Origin of the sequence: Bacillus sp. EU55 (genome assembly GCF_038005925.1) — a bacterium.
GTDB lineage: Bacteria > Bacillota > Bacilli > Bacillales > Bacillaceae > Bacillus > Bacillus velezensis.
Map to the genome: position 1 here is coordinate 2,823,479 of NZ_JBBOUE010000001.1, position 18,777 is coordinate 2,842,255.

Annotated in this window: 16 protein-coding genes and 1 pseudogene; 2 read left to right on the top strand and 15 right to left on the bottom strand. The window is 44.4% G+C overall.

Going from position 1 to position 18,777, the window contains the following annotated elements:
- Positions 1–107: 107 nt before the first annotated feature.
- The 5 genes and pseudogenes from satA to NYE50_RS14375 all read right to left on the bottom strand — a co-directional run bounded on the left by satA (position 108) and on the right by NYE50_RS14375 (position 3,591).
- Complete coding sequence (gene satA / locus NYE50_RS14355; RefSeq protein WP_095272469.1) at positions 108–629, bottom strand: streptothricin N-acetyltransferase SatA; 522 nt, start codon at positions 627–629, stop codon at positions 108–110.
- 159 nt (positions 630–788) lie between these two features.
- A complete protein-coding gene (locus NYE50_RS14360) occupies positions 789–1,286 on the bottom strand; it encodes a DinB family protein (protein ID WP_159354402.1) in 498 nt (165 codons plus the stop codon).
- A gap of 218 nt (positions 1,287–1,504) precedes the next feature.
- Positions 1,505–1,837, bottom strand: a complete 333-nt coding sequence (locus NYE50_RS14365; protein WP_159354403.1) for a DUF2651 family protein — start codon at positions 1,835–1,837, stop codon at positions 1,505–1,507.
- A gap of 106 nt (positions 1,838–1,943) precedes the next feature.
- Positions 1,944–2,747, bottom strand: coding sequence for an HAD-IIB family hydrolase (locus NYE50_RS14370; RefSeq protein ID WP_159354404.1), 804 nt, complete (start codon positions 2,745–2,747; stop codon positions 1,944–1,946).
- Positions 2,748–2,779: 32 nt separating this feature from the next.
- Positions 2,780–3,591: pseudogene (locus NYE50_RS14375) on the bottom strand (Cof-type HAD-IIB family hydrolase).
- A 236-nt stretch (positions 3,592–3,827) separates the two neighbouring features.
- Between NYE50_RS14375 and NYE50_RS14380 the strand changes: the two are divergent.
- Positions 3,828–4,553, top strand: coding sequence for a MurR/RpiR family transcriptional regulator (locus tag NYE50_RS14380; RefSeq protein WP_159354405.1), 726 nt, complete (start codon positions 3,828–3,830; stop codon positions 4,551–4,553).
- Positions 4,554–4,648: 95 nt separating this feature from the next.
- Here the strand turns inward: NYE50_RS14380 and manA are convergent, their stop codons facing one another.
- The 6 genes from manA to NYE50_RS14410 all read right to left on the bottom strand — a co-directional run bounded on the left by manA (position 4,649) and on the right by NYE50_RS14410 (position 12,298).
- On the bottom strand, positions 4,649–5,596 hold the full coding sequence (gene manA / locus NYE50_RS14385) for a mannose-6-phosphate isomerase, class I (RefSeq protein WP_159354406.1): 948 nt from the start codon (positions 5,594–5,596) through the stop codon (positions 4,649–4,651).
- 14 nt (positions 5,597–5,610) lie between these two features.
- On the bottom strand, positions 5,611–7,569 hold the full coding sequence (locus NYE50_RS14390) for a fructose-specific PTS transporter subunit EIIC (protein ID WP_224988461.1): 1,959 nt from the start codon (positions 7,567–7,569) through the stop codon (positions 5,611–5,613).
- Between the two features lie 152 nt (positions 7,570–7,721).
- Positions 7,722–9,674 (bottom strand): BglG family transcription antiterminator, encoded by a 1,953-nt coding sequence (locus NYE50_RS14395; protein WP_119001858.1) that lies wholly within the window; start codon positions 9,672–9,674, stop codon positions 7,722–7,724.
- Between the two features lie 229 nt (positions 9,675–9,903).
- Positions 9,904–10,821 carry an MBL fold metallo-hydrolase gene (locus tag NYE50_RS14400; RefSeq protein ID WP_014418452.1) on the bottom strand — a complete coding sequence of 306 codons (918 nt, stop codon included), beginning with the start codon at positions 10,819–10,821 and terminating at the stop codon, positions 9,904–9,906.
- 46 nt (positions 10,822–10,867) lie between these two features.
- Positions 10,868–11,350, bottom strand: coding sequence for a Cys-tRNA(Pro) deacylase (gene ybaK, locus NYE50_RS14405; protein ID WP_014418453.1), 483 nt, complete (start codon positions 11,348–11,350; stop codon positions 10,868–10,870).
- Between the two features lie 63 nt (positions 11,351–11,413).
- Complete coding sequence (locus tag NYE50_RS14410) at positions 11,414–12,298, bottom strand: LysR family transcriptional regulator (protein ID WP_172870038.1); 885 nt, start codon at positions 12,296–12,298, stop codon at positions 11,414–11,416.
- A gap of 124 nt (positions 12,299–12,422) precedes the next feature.
- Here NYE50_RS14410 and NYE50_RS14415 point away from each other — a divergent pair, with 124 nt between their 5' ends.
- The gene (locus NYE50_RS14415; protein WP_172870037.1) at positions 12,423–13,631 is read left to right on the top strand and encodes an MFS transporter; all 1,209 of its coding nucleotides are present in this window, start codon (positions 12,423–12,425) and stop codon (positions 13,629–13,631) included.
- A 149-nt stretch (positions 13,632–13,780) separates the two neighbouring features.
- On the opposite strand, the gene NYE50_RS14420 is transcribed toward NYE50_RS14415, so the two are convergent.
- From NYE50_RS14420 to NYE50_RS14435, 4 genes are all read right to left on the bottom strand, one after another.
- Complete coding sequence (locus NYE50_RS14420; protein ID WP_159354410.1) at positions 13,781–16,942, bottom strand: bifunctional cytochrome P450/NADPH--P450 reductase; 3,162 nt, start codon at positions 16,940–16,942, stop codon at positions 13,781–13,783.
- A gap of 27 nt (positions 16,943–16,969) precedes the next feature.
- On the bottom strand, positions 16,970–17,536 hold the full coding sequence (locus NYE50_RS14425) for a TetR/AcrR family transcriptional regulator (RefSeq protein ID WP_021494366.1): 567 nt from the start codon (positions 17,534–17,536) through the stop codon (positions 16,970–16,972).
- Between the two features lie 209 nt (positions 17,537–17,745).
- Positions 17,746–18,285 (bottom strand): class I SAM-dependent methyltransferase, encoded by a 540-nt coding sequence (locus tag NYE50_RS14430; protein ID WP_007408228.1) that lies wholly within the window; start codon positions 18,283–18,285, stop codon positions 17,746–17,748.
- Positions 18,286–18,457: 172 nt separating this feature from the next.
- A complete protein-coding gene (locus tag NYE50_RS14435; RefSeq protein ID WP_007408227.1) occupies positions 18,458–18,613 on the bottom strand; it encodes a hypothetical protein in 156 nt (51 codons plus the stop codon).
- Positions 18,614–18,777 lie beyond the last annotated feature (164 nt).

Here is an 18,777-nt window from a genome sequence, read left to right on the forward strand (position 1 = left end):
CTCCCCCTGCATTGATTGATATACCTTATTATAAATCCTCAAGCCGATGTTTTGAATACTTTGCGACACACACCCGCTAACTGACGAAACATCAAATACTGTTATATTTAAAATTTACAGTACCAAAAAACCGCAATTTCATTTGCTGTTGAAAAATTGGAATAAAGCATTGTATCGACAGCTCCTATGACAAAGTTATTTTTGGCATAAAAATGACAAGCTGAAACATTAATATCTTGTGTTTCAAGCATAAGACCGCATAAATGATTCTCCTTTGCCCACTCAACCGCTTTATGTAATAAAGCCGTCCCGACACCATTTTTTCTATAATCTTTTGCAACGGCAATGTCTTCAATCAGTGCGTATCCATTCCAATTAGAACGAAGCTTACTCCGGCCGACACAGTCGTTCTCTGCGTAATAAAAAAAGACAGCTTTATCCTCTTCTTCAATATAATTGACATCAATGTCTTCATCGTCATATTTTTTGACATAAGGTTCAGCAAATTTCTCCTCTGTATATGTCCAAACATTGTCCTTAAATGAAGGGATGATTCTCCCTGAAACAACGAAAGGTTCGTTTGGTTTATTGAAGTCTTTCATATTGAATCGCGTCATTTTAGTTATCATCAAATTACCTTTCTGCATTTATTGACCTTAATTTACATCTTTTGAACTGTTATTCGGCGGCATGTCATGGATACCGGTTTAATCACTCTAAGACTAAAACAAAAAAGATACCAACATCGATCGGTATCAACTATTCATTCGAGCCCTTACAACAACATCCTATTTCGGAGCTTCCAAACCGAATGTTGTCCATTCCTCTTTTGCCGGACCATAAATACCCGGAACAGGTAAACCTGCTTGTCTCATAAGGACAGTCATTTGTCCTCGATGATGGTTTTGATGTTGAATTAAAAACATCAAAAGTGAACCATTCGGCAATTGCTGACCAATAAAGTTGACACATTCTTGAAGTGTATCGTCAGTCCATTGCGTTTTTAACGCCTGTACAAATGCATTACTGGCTTGATGATAACTCTCAGCAATAAACCGCGCCGAGGCAGGAACAGGATAATCTTCAGCCGGAGCGTGAAATGTTAAATCTGTGTTTGAGGTAATGATGTGAATGGCCGCGACAGTATGCCATGCAATACGGCCTAAAGTCCAATGTTGTGAAGTGACTTGTTTAAGTGATTCATCAGTCAGATGATTCAGCAGTTTCTGTGTCGCATCGGCTTCGAACTCCCAAGATTTCAAAAAATGGTCTAAGGTTTGAAACATAAAAAATCCTCCTTATCCTTTTTTGTTTTTCTATGTATCTACAGTTCAATTATAGTGCTCCGTTTAGTTAAAAAAGAACAAAACGATAGACAGACATTTTTAACAGAAAGCCCGATCTGACAACAACAGACAAAATATAAGAACATAACGGATAACTCTATACTTCTTTTTCTTCAATCGACAAAAAAAGGATAGCTGTTCAAACAGGATTCTTCTGTCTAATATTTTCGCTTTGCAAAAGTCCATATCGTCTTAGTGATTGAACCGGAGACAAAACAGCTCCTCGTCATCATAGCCACCCAAATGAAAAATGTCGGTTCGGCACCTATTACAATAAACATGAATATCAAGGACAAAATGAAGACAATAACAACCATCATCCATACTTTTTTAAAGATGAAATATCCTAAAATCCCTAACAGAAAAGAAACTGCCGGAAGAAAAATGAGAATGATATACGCGGGACTCAACAGCGGGCAAATACAAACACCTCCCAATTTCAAAACGAGGCAGTTCCTGCTTTTTGTCTGATATGAAGTGATTTTTTTCATCTTGATATTACACCGTTTTATTCACTTTTAACATATTTCAGAAAAATCAGGAGTGAATTAGCTTTTTCTTTCCCTAGTAAGGTCCTGCCGCATTGGCTTTAGCCCATCATTGTTTTTGCAGCGCTAATATTCTCATAATCGTGTGCATGACGCTGCTTTCCTCATTTGATTTGTTGACAAAGTGCGCTGCATCTTTTATTTCGTCAATGGCATTCTTAACCGCAAAGCTGTAGGATGCCGCTTCCATCAATTCTTTGTCATTGCGGCCGTCTCCGAACGCCATTGTTTCATCAGCCGAAACCCCTAATAATCGCTGCAGTTCTTGTACTGTTGTTCCTTTATGTATTCCGATATTTGATATGTCCATCCAGGTATCCTCTGATGCTACGATATATAATTGGTGAAAAAATTCATGCAGCTTTTCTCTCGTTTCCGGACAGTTGGCGTCGGGGTCATGAACCGTAATCTTGATAAAATCGTCCTTTATCTCAGTAAAATCAGTTATTTTCGTTACATGTGCATAAGAGGCATTTACATATTTCATCTCACTTTCAGACAGATTTTCTTTTACGATCGCGCCATTTTTTGTGCATGCGATAATGCTATGCCCGCAGCTGATTTTTTCTAAAGCGCCTATAATTGACAGTCCCGCTTCATTGCTGATCAAAGATTCATATACGAATGTGCCGTTCTTTTTTATACGTGTGGCACTGTCTCCTAAAATCCAAAAATCTTTCGCGTCTTCTCCGAATAAAGCTTCGACCCTTTCACACTGCTTCCCGGTGCAGAGGGCGAAAGCGACATGCTGTTCCTCCATTACTCGTTTTGTCTTTTCAAATAACGTTCTGTCAAAATCGCCTTGATTATTTAAAAATGTGCCGTCTAAATCCGTAATCACTAATTTAATCATCGTTCAGCACCTCCGCAGTTAAAATGTCTTTTTCAGACAAAGGTTTTTTCACATTTGAGGATGGAATCAATCGCATTTAAGACCCCTTCTTCATTGTTTGATTGCGTGATATGCGCGGCAGCCTGTTTAATGCTTTCCTGCGCACTATCCATGGCGATCCCGTATTTCACGGCGGACACCATCTCCAGATCATTGCCGCTGTCTCCGAAGGCCGCGCATTCTTCATCATTTATCCCCCATTGTTTCTGGAGAAGCTTAATCCCGCTTGCTTTATGAAGCCCCGGTATGATCAGATCTATGTCACCGTGCCCGCTTGATACAGGCGTGACGAAAGACCCGATGGTGTTTTTCAAATGGCTCAGAAGTACGGAACAATGTTCGGCGGGAAAGCTGATGGAAAATTTAAAAATGTGATCATCGATGTTTTCAAAATGCGGCACCCTTTTTAACACATAATAATACTTACTGGCATGCAGATATTCATCTTCACTGGCATTTTCATGAATATACGCGCTTTTTTTTCCGCAGACAATGACGTTTTTCACCTCATACTGCTCTAAAGCACGGATCACTGCTTTTACAGTGTCTTCAGACATGTTACCCGCGAATAATTTTCTCCGGCATTCACGACGAAAGCGCCATTCTCGGCAACGAAAGCGATTTCACTTTCGATCTCCGGAAAAATGGATGTAAGCTGCGCATATTGGTTTCCGCTTGCTGCGGCAAATTTAATTCCCCGCGCTTTTAATTCACGATACTGATTCATAAAACGCTCTTTGTTATATGCCATTTCATCATTCAAAAACGTTCCGTCCATATCAACCGCTATCAGTTTGATACTCATATTGTCCTCCTTTTTTCGGCCGCTTTTGTCAGAGACCCTTGAAGAGATCATGCATAAAGCGTATGAACGAATTATATCCGCAGTTGTTTCGCGCCGTAAATCATTGGCTGACGTCTTGTTTTGAATGACACAAAAAGTGATTTGTCACATCAATATAACACTATGTTTCTTTTAAAAATGATATGTTACGATTAGATGTACATTCACCATTCTCATAAAAAGGAGAATCCCCCTGCATGTTCACACACGAAATGATTGCTTCATTTAACGAGCTTGAAACTTCTTTATACAACTACATCTCCCAAAACAGCGAGAAAGTCATCTATATGCGAATCCGTGAATTGGCAAATGAAACCCATGTATCGACGGCTTCTATTTTACGTTTCTGCAAAAAAATAAACTGTGAAGGGTTTTCGGAGTTTAAGGTGAAGCTGAAAATGTATACGGAGGCAAATAAAAAAACGATTTTAAAGAGTCCCCATCATTCCGTTGCCGAGTTTTTTGAAAGAACAGTAAGCGGAGGCATGGAAGAAAAGCTGAAGGAAGCAGCAGCCCTTGCGGCCGATGCAGAAAGCGTCATTTTTATCGGAGTGGGAAGTTCAGGAATTCTCGCCGAATACGGAGCCAGATATTTTTCGTGCTTAGGAAAACTTTCAATGTATATTAAAGATCCTTACTTTCCGGCCCATTCCCATTTCCGTCATAACAGCATCACGATCGCATTATCGGTTTCAGGTGAAGGAGATTCTACGGTGACTCATCTGAATCAGCTGAAACAAGAAGGCAGCCGGGTCATCAGTATTACAAATCATAAACATTCAACCATTGCCAAAATGTCCGATGTGAATATTTCATATTACGTGACGGAAGAATGGGTTGAAAATGCGAATGTCACCACCCAAATCCCCGCTATGTACATACTTGAATCGATGGCTCGGGAGATATACAAATTGAGAGAATAAATTCAGGAACGAAAACACTGATACGCTGGAAATTTCGGTATTTTTGCAAAAGTGATGAGAAACCCTTCTCTGATGCAAGAGAAGGGTTTTGAGGATCACAGATGAGACACAATACAATTGGCATGGCCTGCCAGTTTATATTCTCCCAAACCGGAAGGCAGGAGAATATGATCTCCTTTTCTAAAGGGATATTCATGCCCGCCTGCAATCATTATTCCGTCTCCTTCGATCACGCTGACAAGAAGGAAGGGATGATGCTGGAATAGATTTGCTTCACCTTTTACAACCCACTTTTCGACTGAAAAATAGGGACATTCTATTAAAACAGCTGCCAGCAGATCATCTGTTTGTTTAAAGTGAACGGTCGGCCGTTCACGGACAGATGGAACGTCTATCACTTCTATACTTTTTTCCAAATGGAGCTCGCGCATCCTGCCGTCCGCATCTTTTCTTCCGTAATCATACAATCTGTAAGTCGTATCTGAATTTTGCTGCGTCTCTAAAATAAGTGTGCTCTTTCCAATCGCGTGAACAGTGCCGCTTGGAACAAAGAAGAAATCTCCCGGCTTTACCTTTACTCTATTCAGGAGCCCGTCCCATTCTCCGCGCTCAATCATGGATATCAGTTCTTCTTTTGTAGTTGCGTTGTGGCCGAAAATGATCTCCGCATCTTTTGCACAATCAATGATATACCAGCATTCGGTTTTTCCAAGTTCCCCGTTTTCATGCATTTTGGCAAAGTCATCATTCGGATGCACCTGAACGGACAGGTCTTGATCCGCGTCCAAAATTTTTGTAAGAAGAGGAAAACGGACTCCTTCAAGGTTTCCGAATAAATCTCTGTGATGCTCCCACAATTCACCGAGCGTACATCCTTTATACATGCCGTTTCGAACTGTGCTCTGTCCATTTTGATGAGCGGCGAAGGCCCAGCACTCCCCTGTCCGCTCGGACGGAATATTATAGTGAAAATCACGCAGGGCGGCGCCTCCCCAAATTCTTTCTTTGAAAACCGGATTGAAAAATATCGGTTCAGTAGACATGATCATCCCCCGCTTTATTCGATTTCTTCCAGAAGCTCATACGCCTCTTCTTTTGTCTGAACGGAGAGCAGCCTTTCCCGATAGCTGTCATCCATCAGTTTTCGGGATAACATCTGCAATATTTTCAGATGCTGATTTCCGCCGCTTTCCTTCGGTACGGCAATCATAAAAATCAGTTTTGCATCAGAACCATCAAGGCTGTTCCAGTCAACACCCGAACGTCTTATTCCGAATGCGACACCCGGCGTTTTGACGGCTTCAGACTTTCCGTGCGGAATGGCGATATTCATACCTATCGCCGTGGTTCCCTGCTGTTCCCGGCTCAAAATGGCCTGCTTAAATCCGCTGTCAGACAGCAGCATACCTTGACGGGACATTTTCTCGATCATTTCATCGATAATGTCATCCCTCGTTTCGCCGGATAAATGCGGTTCAATCAAGTCCGTACTGATAATGTCAGTCAGTTTTTTGATTTCGGTCATCCCGGCTTTTCGGCTGTCAGCCTGAGATGGTTCCTTTGTTTCTTTTGCCGCTGCAGCTTCATTTGGTGCGGCAGACGGCAGCACCTCGCCGGGCGCGGGGGATTTCGCCAAATCTTTTTTCAATACATTAACCAACAGAGCGGTGACAAGAGAGCCTGCTGTTACAGCGATAAAAAACATCAATACATGATCTACTGCTCCAAGTACAGCAACGATGGGGCCGCCGTGTGCCACTCTGTCCCCCACATGGCCGATCATTGCTATCACCGAGCCGGTCATAGAACCCGCCATAATACTCGGGATCACTCGAAGGGGGTCTTGGGCCGCAAATGGAATGGCTCCTTCCGTGATACCGAAAAGGCCCATCGTAAATGATGCTTTTCCCATTTCTCTTTCTGCGGCGGCGAATTTTCTTTTTCCTAAAAACGTCGCAATCCCAAGCCCTATCGGCGGTATACAAATGGAAACGGCAATCGGGCCCATAATTTCATAATTTCCTTCTCCGATCATTGCCGATCCGAAAAGAAAGGCCACCTTGTTTACGGGTCCTCCCATATCAAAGGAGATCATCGCTCCTAAAATCAATGCCAGGAGAATTGAGCTCGAACCTTTCATTCCCGCAAGCCAAACCGTTAATGATGCGAAAATATGAGCGACGGGGGCGCCGATCAGAAATACAAACGCCAAACTGACGATCAGTGAGGCAAACACCGGAATAATAATGATCGGCATAATCGGCTGTATTGCTTTAGGAACTTTACATTTTTTGATTCCAAGCGCCGCATATCCCGCCAAAAATCCCGCAATGATTCCTCCAAGAAATCCTGCGCCGCTTGCACTGTCGTAAAAGCTGCCGGATGCCGCAATATATCCGCCGATCATTCCGGGGACAAGACCCGGCTTATCAGCGATGCTGAACGCGATGTACCCGGCTAAAATCGGGATCATGAATGAAAAAGAAGCACTGCCGATCTGTTCAATCGTTTTCCAAAAAGACTCGTCCGGAATGACTAAGCCCTTTGGTGTTTTTTCTCCTCCAAGCGTCAATGCAACCGCTATCAATAATCCGCCGACGACAATGAAAGGAACCATAAAAGAAACGCCGTTCATTAAATGACGGTAAATCGGGTTTTGTTTTTTGCCCTGCTGACTTGCGGATTCAGCTTTTGAAGCAGATTGATAGACCGGCACTTCACCGCTAAGCGCTTTTTGAATTAATTCTTCCGGTTTGCGGATGCCTTCCTGAACCCCGACGGCCAGCAGCTTTTTTCCCGCGAATCGGTCTTTGTTCACCGAACGGTCCGCCGCGATAATGATTGCGTCCGCTTCCCGGATTTCCTCTTCGGTCAGCCTATTTTCCACCCCGATTCCGCCCTGGGTTTCCACTTTGATCTCAACGCCTAATCTGCCGGCTGCTTTTTGTAAATTTTCAGCAGCCATATACGTATGGGCAATGCCGTTCGGACATGATGTAATCGCTAACAGTTTCATATAAATCCTCCTTTGCAGTCTGAATTTCAAGATCTTGTCTCAACTTTATACTGAAATCAGCCTGTGATAAGCGCGTTTTTTTACCATAAGTTCCGGAAATAACGGCATTTTTCCCTATAAACAGAAAAAAAGCAGGGAGCCATTCCCTGCTTTTAATAGTTTAAATACGATAAAAACGTCATTACATTTTTTTCTTCCGTCAGTTTTTGAATAAATGCCGGCTGCTCACTAAGATAGGAAAGCTCACTGAATAATTGCTTTACCTTGTTTTGATCTTCGTGTTTAACGGCAAGCATAAAAACGAGCGACACCTTTTCTGTCCCCCATTCAATCGGCTCTTTTAAGGTGGCGATTGCAATGGCTGATTGTTTGATATATTTAGAGTTCGCGTGAGGGATGGCAATACCCGCCCCGATATTTGTCGCCGACATTTTTTCTCTCATCACTGCATGAATGCCATACTCTTTTTCTACATAGCCTTTTTCATACAAAGCCTGCGCCAGCTTTTCAATGACCTGATAACGGTGCTCTGTCTCTTGCTGTAAAAAAACGAGAAACGGAGTCGTGTCGTTCAGCATTTTAAACGTTTTTTGCTCCCGGCGGTGCGATGTATCAAGCTGTTGCATAAATGCGCTGAGCTTCTTTTCATCAGCAGACTCCAAAAGCGGTGATACGACAATATGAGGGATCGTTACATTTCCAAGCCCTATCGTAGAAATGACGAAATCTATATCTTTATGCTTTTTGATATACTCTGTCAGCTCCGCTTTTGCGATACAGTCTTTTACCGTAATGTGATGAAATTTGCGTTCAATTTTAGTCCGCAGCAATTGTGACATGCCAATGCCCATATGGCAGACGATGATCGTCCTTTTAGGGTTATGCCTGTTTCGGCGCAGCCGTTCGATCGCTGCCTGAAAATGCAGCGTCAAATAGGCCGCCTCTTCTTCAGGAATATAAAGATCAAATGTTTGATTGATGTCTTCTAAAACGTCAATGATAAGATGAAACAAATAAGGGTACATTTTCTTGATGTCGTGAAGCATGGGGTTTGAAACAGAGAGATCATAGCTCAGCCGCTTCAACACCGGATCGAGATGAATGTTCAATCCGTTGATCAGTTCCCGGTCTTTATAAAAATCCAGCATTTGCAGTTCTGAAACACGATTGATCAAATGCCTGACGACTTTGGAAAGCTCAGAATCTTCAAGATCAAGCTTCTTTTCTTGCTGCGATGGATAGCGGACTTTCCCGCCTATTATATGTAAAGTTAAATAGACGGCTTCTTCCTCAGGAAACCGGATGGCAAATACCGGCTCAAGCCGTTTTAAACAAGCCAGTGTCCATTCATATTCTTTCTTCTTTTTTACCGCGTCCAGCTGTCTTGCAGAAATGGCGACCGGCTGTTTCATTTTGATACGGCGGATAGTCAGCAATGTATGCAGCAGCAAACTTTCAAATGTTTCATCCGTAAAATAGATAGAATGGTTTTTTTGTAATAACTTGATTTCTTTTCTCACAAAGTCCGCTTCATAACTTAAAAACTTACTTTTTATAAATTGGCTTGTAAATTCCGCATTATCAATCAAATCTGAAATTCGCGCCAATGCTTTTCTTTTGTTTTTTTCGTCCCCTTCAATCTTTAAGCCGAGCCGCTGTTTAGAAACCAGTATGAGATCAAATCGCTTCAGCCACTCTTCAACCGCACTTACATCCTTTTTAATCGAAGCTCTGTTTACAAAATGCTGTGCGGCAATTTCTTTTGCGGAAACGGGCTTTGAATTCATTAATAAATCATAAGCGATGTGAAGTATTCTTTCTTCATCGGTCTTGTGCCTGCATGTAAAGTGCTCATTATAAATGTGCCGGCTTAACCGTGACCTTTCCTGTTCAGATATATGTAAATAGACGCCTAATCCCGGTTTGCGGATCAGCTGAGCTTGAGCATGTTCATTCAGGAAATCTTCAATCGTTTTCAAATCATTCCTGATCGTTTTTTCAGAACAGCGGACCCTGTCTGCGAAATCTTGCACAACTAAGTAGTCATCAGGTTCAGATAACAACAGATACAAAATCTTTTTCTGCCTTGAATTCATGTATTTCATCTGTTTTTCTATCCTTCCTGTCCGTTTCTGCTGGAGCAATTGTGATAGGTTAAATATACTGCACATACGAAACCGTTTTCATTTTATAATGAAACAAAAGAGTAAAAAGTTTTGTTTTTTACCGCAGATTCCGGAAAAATCATGTTTTATACTAAAGCTGTTCACCTTTGGTTGACAACAAAACACCAACCGTTTTTAAACGATTGGTGTCGGCAGCGAAAACCTGCTGTTACAGCCAAAATGTTTCGCCAAGCGCTAATGCTTTCAGGTTTTCAGGAGGTAATGCAAGCCGATCCCACTCGCCATGCAGTCTGCTTAATGCTTCCGGGCCTGTATCATCAGCAAGCCGGAATGCCCCGTAATGCATGGGAATGAAGCTGTCAGCCTTCAGCTCCAAAAACGCTTTCACGGCGTCTTCCGGATTGATATGTGACACTTGCATAAACCATTCCGGTTCGTATGCTCCGATCGGCATCAGAGCCGCCTTAATACGAAACCTCTCTCCGATTTCTTTAAAGCCTTCAAAATAGCCTGTATCTCCTGCAAAATAGATGGACTCGCCGTTTTCGCTTTCTATGACCCAGCCTCCCCAATGAGAGGTATCGGTATCCCAAAGCGTTCTCCGTGTCCAGTGCTGGGCCGGAACAAATGATATATTCACCCCCCGCATCTCAAAACGATCCCACCAATTCATTTCATGGACCTTTTTGCGGCCTTTTTTGTTGAACAGCTTTTTCAGTCCCGCAGGCACGTAAAAATCCGGGTTTCCTCTCAGTTTTTTTATGCTCGGAAAATCAAGATGGTCATAATGCCCGTGTGAAATGAGCACGGCATCAATGTCGGGCAGTTCGCTCAATTCATATCCCGGCTCTGTCAGCCGTTTTTGAAAACCCATCCGCCGCGCCCATACAGGGTCGGTCATTATGTTAAGCCCCTGTATTTGGATCAGAAATGAAGAATGGCCGATCCATGTTATGGCGGTTTCCGTCCGATTGACGGCAACATCACGGACATCCCTAGTGACCGCTTTCGGAATGTTCTCGCTTAAGTCTTTACTTTTCTCTCTTCGTTCTTTCATCCATTTCAACATGTCCCTGAATCCATGTTCATTCTTCACGCCATTCAAGTTTTCATATCTTTTTTTCATTATCATTCTCCCTTGACACGTGTATTCCATTAGATTCATCGGACATTTATACAATGTCTGTAAATACCGCCCCGCTTGCTTCGGCTAAATCTTGAGGCGCTGCTTTCAGCTGCATTCCGATTTTCCCCGCACTGACAATCATAAACTCCAGTGTTTCAGCGGATCTATCAATAAAAGTCGGAAACCTTTTTTTCATGCCGATCGGAGAGCAGCCGCCGCGCATATAGCCGGTTACTCCCAAAAGGTCCTTCATGGCAATCATTTCTATTTTCTTCTCACCTGCCGCCTTCGCAGCCTTTTTCAGATTCAGTTCTTTTGCAACGGGAACGGCAAAGACGTAATAACGATCTGTTCCTGCAGATGCCACTAAGGTTTTATAAACATATTCGGCAGCGTATCCGATTTTTTGTGAAACGGAAAGACCGTCTGCGGGCTGTCCCCCTTCTGTTTTGTAACCTAATAGCTCATAGGGAATGTTTTGCTGCTCAATGATACGGACAGCATTTGTTTTCACTGTTTTTTTCGCCATGGTTTTCCTCCGTTTTCTGTATTTCTGCTTTATTTTCAACTTCGATTTTAATAAAATGACCGCTCAGTTGCGTGCTTTGTAATACTCAAGTGCAAACTGTTTAAAACGCTCAGCAGCGGGAGAGAGAGCATGGCTTTTCAGCTGGGCTAACGCTATGGTGCGTTCGCATTGGTAATCTGCAACCGGAAGAAAAACGACCGGAAAGTATGAATGCTCCGCGGTTTTCGGCAGCACTGCAGCCCCCAGACCCGCGGCGGTCAGCCCTAATATGGTTGACACTTCCTCTCCTTCAAATGCGAGATGCGGGTGTATATTCAAATCCCGGCACATCAGATCAAACATATACCTCAGTCCGTATCCCGGTTTAAAACCCACAAAATCCTCGTCCTGCATCTCTTTCATTTGAATGCTTTTATTTCCTGCAAGCGGGTGGTTCTCAGGAAGCACCGCATAAAGAGGCTCTTTCTCCAGCACTGTCCATTGTAAAAGCTCGCTGGGAAGCGGCGGGGAGCTAAGACAGATATCCGCCTCTCCCGTTTCCACCATTTTGCGAAGCGTTTCATTTGCGCCTTGATAAAGCCGGAAGGTCACGTTTGGGTATAGCTTTTTAAATTCGGCAATCAGCTGAGGCATTAAACGCAGCCCGAGCGTATGAAGAAAAGATACAGATATTTCGCCGTGTTCCAGGCTCATATTCTTTTTCACTTGTTCAACGCCTTCATTTAAAGCTCTTCTCGCTTGTTTTGCTTTTATTAAGAACTGCTCTCCGTGTCTTGTCAGCCGGACGGCTTTTGTCTCTCTGTAAAATAACGGCGCGCCTAATTCTTCTTCGAGCCTGATAATCGATCGGCTTAATGCCGGCTGAGAAATCATTCTTTCTTTTGCCGCATTTGTGAAATGCTGATGAGCTGCCGCCGCAATGAAGTTGTCAATTTGATGAAGCTCCATTTTCTCCTTCTCCCCTTTCTTCATAACCTACACGCATTAATTCTATAGTTATTATAAATTAGACACATTGAAATGAAAAGCGTACGATACATATATAACCAACAGTGAGAAAAGAGGGACATTCATGACGTTTATTCAGCCTCATACAAAGGCTTACAGAAAGGCCAGCTTGGCTCTGTTTATCAGCGGCTTTGTGACCTTCGCCACGCTTTACACGACACAGCCGCTTATGCCTTTGTTTTCGGAAGAGTTTCACATTTCCGCTGCGGCTTCCAGCTTAACTTTATCCATCTCAACAGCCGTTTTGGCATTTTCATTATTAGCCGCCGCTTCGTTGTCTGACGGATTCGGCAGAAAAAAATTAATGGTGCTGTCGTTAACATCTACATCTGTTTTAGGTCTATTAACAGCGTTCAGTCCGGCTTTTCCGGCGCTTTTGGCGATGAGGGCGCTGCTCGGTATTTTCCTGGCAGGCGTTCCGGCTGTCGCTATGACATATGTAGGCGAGGAGTTTGATCCGCAGGGCCTCGGGAAAATGATGGGCTTGTATATCAGCGGCACAAGCATCGGGGGAATGAGCGGCAGGCTGTTAACGGGGCTTCTGACCGATGTATTCGGCTGGCGGCCGGCGCTTGCCATCATCGGCATTCTTTCTATTGTATTAAGCTATTTGTTTTGGCGTTTTCTTCCGGCTCCGCGCCATTCATCTCAGCGGCATGCGGGCGTAAAAGCGGCATGTAAGGAATACGGAGCGGTCCTGCGCCGCAAACGGCTGCTTTTGTTAATATCTCTGGGATTTATATTAATGGGGAGTTTTGTGACATTATATAATTATATCGGCTTTCATTTAATGGCGGCTCCTTATCATTTGTCGCAGACTGTGATCGGTTTTATTTTTATTGTCTATCTCGCGGGAACGTTCAGCTCTGTCTATATGGGGAAAAAAGCAGATCTTTTCGGAAGCGCAAAAATGATTAAGATTGCGATTTTTGTTATGCTTGCCGGCGCAGCGGTGACACTTTTGCCCCAGCTTGCGCTTAAAATTGCGGGGATTGCCGTCTTTACCTTCGGCTTTTTCGGCGCGCATTCGATCGCAAGCGCCTGGGTCGGCCGCGCAGCCGGTGATCATCGCGCGCAAGCCTCTTCATTATATCTGCTTGCATACTATATCGGTTCAAGCGTGGCAGGGTCTTGCGGCGGTTTCTTTTGGACGCATTTTCATTGGATCGGTATCATTTCATTTATTTCGGTTTTGCTATTAGTGTCTTATCCGGTTTTATTTCTGGCGGAATTCAGAAAAAAGGGACATAGCCGCCTGCATGTAAATCAATAAAAACATTAAAGATTTGTGTCTTTTGTCCGATACTAAAGTTAAGGCCGGCACGATACTCCCTATAACTATTCCTTTTGATTCAGTAGATTTCAAATATCGTGCCGGCTTTCTTCAATTAAAAAACATTCTTCGGTTGTCTCACTCTTCTGTTACATACCTGCCCAAACATCTTTCGCATATCTTCCTTCCGCCTGCAGCTGTTCAAGCCAATTCAAGGAAACTTTTGAATCAGTGTTATGCACCTTTTCATACGCCTGAAGCAGTACATTTTCTACGGCCGGAGCCATTTTGCTTCCGTCGCCGCATATATAGAGATGGCCGCCTTGGTCAAGAAGCGCAATAATCTGCGCAGCCTCGCGAAGCAGGACATCCTGTACGTAAACTTTACAGTCCTGATCTAATCTGGAATACGCCCGATGCACGGTGACAAGGCCGTTTTTCTCCGCATGGTCGAATTCATCTTTGTACAGATCGTCTTCTTCAGGATGCCGGCAGCCGAAGTATAAATGAGCCTCGCCCAGGCTGTTACCGGACATTTTTTCGGCAGCCCGCGCCTGGATAAATCCCCTGAACGGCGCAATTCCTGTGCCTGCTCCGACCATAATGAGAGGCGTTTTCGGATTTTCAGGCAATGCGAAACCCGACTGCGGCGAGCGGATGAAACAGACGGCAGGATCGCCATTCTGTAATCCGGCTAAATAGTTCGAAGCCACGCCCCGGTATTCCCCACGGCCGCTCCATGCCGGAGCCGTCACAACGCCGACCGTGATACTGAGCTCCCCGCTGGCTGCCTTCGGTGAGCTTGAGATTGAATAATAGCGCGCCTTTAAGGATGGCAGAAGTTCTAAAAAGCGCTCAAACGGCAGTTCACATGCAGGATAATCTTCCAACAGGTCCAGCATGGTCATTCGTTTTTTCAGCACGTTTTCTTTATATGCCGCATCATCAGAATAAAGATGCTCCAATTCTTTTTGGTGCGGCGGGCACACGGTATGTGCGGCAAGTTCGCGAAGCTGGGCTCTCGTTGCCGGCTCCTGCAGCTCTACATAGGACGCCAAAAGCTCCGGCGCATTAACCGGCCGGTCCATCGGCAGATGAGGCAGCTGCCGGCCCTTGATCTTAAAGTGCTGGTTCGGATCAAGACCGAATCGGCGAATGACACGGCTGATCAGTTCCCCGCTGTTTTGCGGAAGCACCCCGAGATGATCTCCTTCCTGATACGTTTCTGTTTCGGGGAGACGCAGCTCAATATGCCGGACTGAGCGCTTGCTGCTTTCGGTATGAAGCTCTTTGTTCGTGATGACCTCCGCCTCAAATGCTTTGTACGTTTTGGCAATCGGCGTCTCGGCTGCTTCACTCACGTATTCGATTGATAACTGTGATTTGTTTGTCTGTTTTGGAGCGGCCTCTATATGAAAAGCCTTCATGATGTCCTTCCAGAATGAGTCTTCCCAGGCTTCCTGACTGTACTCAAAATCATCGGCATTGTCGCCCTCCCCGATAGAGGTCAGCCGTTTTGCCCCTTTTTCTTCAAGCACTTTGTCTATCAGGCGGGGGATCCTCTGGTAAGTGGCGGCCCAGTTGCGGTCTCCGCAGCCGAAGACGGCGTAAGAAACACCCTTTAATTCCTGATCTTCAAGGGTTTCCATCCATTTCACAAAACCCGCCGCATTATCAGGCGGCGCCCCGTTATAAGAAGCCGTAACAATAACGACCGCGCCTTTTACAGGCAGTTTCCCGGCATAATCATCGAGCGGTCCGGTTTCAGTTGAAAATCCTTTGCTTCTTCCGATATCAGCCAGCTCTTCCGCGATTCCTTCCGCAGTTCCTAAATTTGATCCGTAAAGAATGAGAAGCGGCGTTCCGTGGGACGGGATTTCTTTCATTTCTTCTTTGTGACCGCTGCCTTCAGCTTTATGGTTTTGTGCGGACTGCTGATTGGACACGTCCTTGTTTTTCACACGGATTTTAAAATCACCGGGCTTAATGGTTAGAGCTTCTTTAATCGTAAGCTCATAATCAGTATGATCAATCAGTTCAAAGTGTTTCAGGACAAGGCCGAGCACCATTGTCGCTTCCTGCAGGGCAAACTGCATCCCGATGCATGCTCGCTGTCCGTTTCCGAACGGCTTATACGCATCTGCCGGAATGGCCGCGGGATCACTGAACCTTTCCGGGCGGAATGACTCGGCATCTTCTCCCCACGCACTTTTATCCCGGTGCAGCTGCGGAGTCAGAATCGTCACCGGCTGTCCCTTCTCAATCGGATACTTCCCGCCCAGAACCGTATCTTCCTTCGCGTACAAAGAAAATGCCGGGGCAGTCGGATACAGCCGCAAAGTCTCGTTTAGCACCATGCGGATATATGTCAGCTGCTGAATCTGCTTATATTCAGGTGTCTCTCCCGTCAGCACCCGCTCGGCTTCCTGAACGGCTTTTTTCAATTTATCTTTATTTTTCAGCAGGCAGTATATCGCAAAAGAAAGCAGCCCGCTTGTGGTTTCATGCCCAGCGATCAAAAAGGTGATGATTTGATAACGGATATTTTCATCATCCAGCCTTTCCCCCGTTACAGGGTCTTTCGCTTCAAGCATCAATGCTAAAAGGTCAGACAGATTCTCATCCGGATTTTCCCTCCGCTCAGCGATGATCCGGTCTACAAGCGAATTCATCTCTTCAATATCCTGCTGGAACTGATGTCTCGTTTTGATCATCAGCTTGTCCTGCAGGCTGTGTCTCTGCGATTGGCGCATTGCCTCCTGCAGCGCACGAAGCATACTTGTGATAAAAGGATGCTGTGTGTCGCGGTAAAAGCTGTTAAAGCGGTAATGAAATCCGCACAGGCCGATTGTATCCAGCGTCAGGCGCGTCATATCTTCGGCAACGTCAATTTCTTCATTCGGATTTAATCTGCTCCATTTCTGCACGAGCTGCATGGCAATATCCAGCATCATTGAATGATAGCCTTTCATCGCCTTCTGGCTGAAGCTCGGCAATAAAATCCGATGCGCTTTCTGCCAGTTCTTTTCGTGAGTCCAGCTCGTAAATAGTCCGTCACCGCCAAACTCACGGACTTTCAGCAGGGCTTTGCTGAGATTTTTGTCAAATCGCTTTTCATCACAGACTTCTGCCGCGAGCTCGCGGCCTGATACGAAGACCCCGACAGAGCTCGGAAATTCAAAACGAAAGATCGGGCCGTATTCTTCGGCAATTTTCCAAAGCGATTGTGACAGTTTTTCTTTTTCCAAGTGAGGGAGATTTTTCAGAGGCCCGTATGTTTTCGGCTGCGGTATAGCGCTTAGCTGTTTCATATCGATCTTCCTTCCTTCGGCGTATAATTAATGAGTTCTGATGGCATCCCAAGAACATTGTTCCAATTCTTTCAGAAACGGTTTTGTTATTTCGACGCTTCCCGTCCGGACAAGCTGATAGAGTTTTAGATATGCCCCGAGCAGCAGCGCCATCAGCACATTGGACGGCAGATTGCGGAGCACGCCTTCAGACTTGCCGCGCTGAAAAAAGACGTCAAGCATCTGTGTTATTTCATCAAGAAGCTTACGGCTCGTTTCATTCAGAAAGTAGGCGTCCTTATTCGTTTCAAGAAAAAACAATGCATACTCACTTTCCTTCGTAAAATCAATCAGACAATAAAACAGGTGATGAAACCCTTCTCTTACAGATATATCCTGAAAGTCCGTTTTGACTTTTTTCATAAAACGCTGCGCACTTTCCTGATACAGTACGTTCACAAGTGTCTCTTTACTGTCAAAGTAACGGTAAATTGTGCCGGTTCCGACATCGGCCTGAGCGGCAATCATCGGAATCGTCGTTGCGTCAAATCCTCTATCTGTAAACAAAGTAAGCGACGCTTTCATAATGAGTTCAACCTTGTTTGAAGCTGTCATTTCATCCCCCTTTCTAAATGCGGAATGAATATTCATTCCGTTTGTTCAAAATATTTAAAATGTACGGTCATCTGATTATCATTGTATAAGAAAAAAACTTTTTTTAATATAAAATATATGTGAAATAACCAAAAATAAGGAAATATGCCCAATTTCACAAAAAGAGCTGCAGTGACTTAAGCAGCTCTTTTTATTTCCCAAGAAATATTCTATTTAATGGCAGTAATAAAATGGAATGAATCTCTGCTGACAACTGAAATGTCTCTGAAATGCTGATCATAGAGCACCTCAATCACATCCTTCTCACTCATCCGCGAAGGCTTCAAAACCATATAGAAACACCCGTCAATTTGAAGAACGCGGTACACTTCTTTACATGCTGTCCGGTAATCGCTGACTGTTTCCGCAGTATGTAAAGAGAAGACTTTATGAAAGCTGCGGTCGCGGAACGGTATGCTTTCCGGCCTTCCCTGCTGAATGTTTCCGAGCCCGGCTTTTATAACCGAACGGTTTGCGCGCTGTGTTTTCCGTATTTTACGTTTCGATGTTTCTATGCTTTTAAGACTGCCCTTTTCAAGCTGTCCGATGATTTGTTTAAACATTGAGCCGTTTCCGGTCCCGATTTCCAAAATGCGGTCGTATTCCTGTATGTCCATCAAGATTTGCTGAATGACTGACTCTGCCGGTTCTGATGCAGCAAAGTATTTCGCGCGCATTCGTTTTAATGCTGAAGATGTATGTTGCAACATTGTATAACACCCGCTTTTCCATTCCTGTGATTTATTATTCAGAAATAATATTACCTCGTATTAGTATGAGGTACTAACTAGACGCACTTCTCTTCATGAACGTTTCGATTTATTTGAAATTTATATTTGTTTTCATAAAAAAAAGACGGAAAACGTAGGTTTTCCGCCTGCTCTAGTACCAATAATACGGTGCTATATATCTTGTCTGCCGGGAAAGCGCCGCCATTCTCTGCCGGCGGTACGGGTTGCCGTAGCCGTGTTTAAATGAATGGGGCATTGACGCATACCCGTGCCCGATGGATGGAATTCTGTTCTGACCGCCCTGCATGCTATCACCCGCTAACCAATTTTTCTTTCTTTACCATGGTATGCAGGCCGTCTGCGACGTGACAGCAACATCCTCGCTAAACCTGGTCCTTCTCCATTGTGTAATGATTCAGCAGTTCAATTCTGAACATGATGATCTCCTCCTTCTCCTCCGTTTTGGCCCTT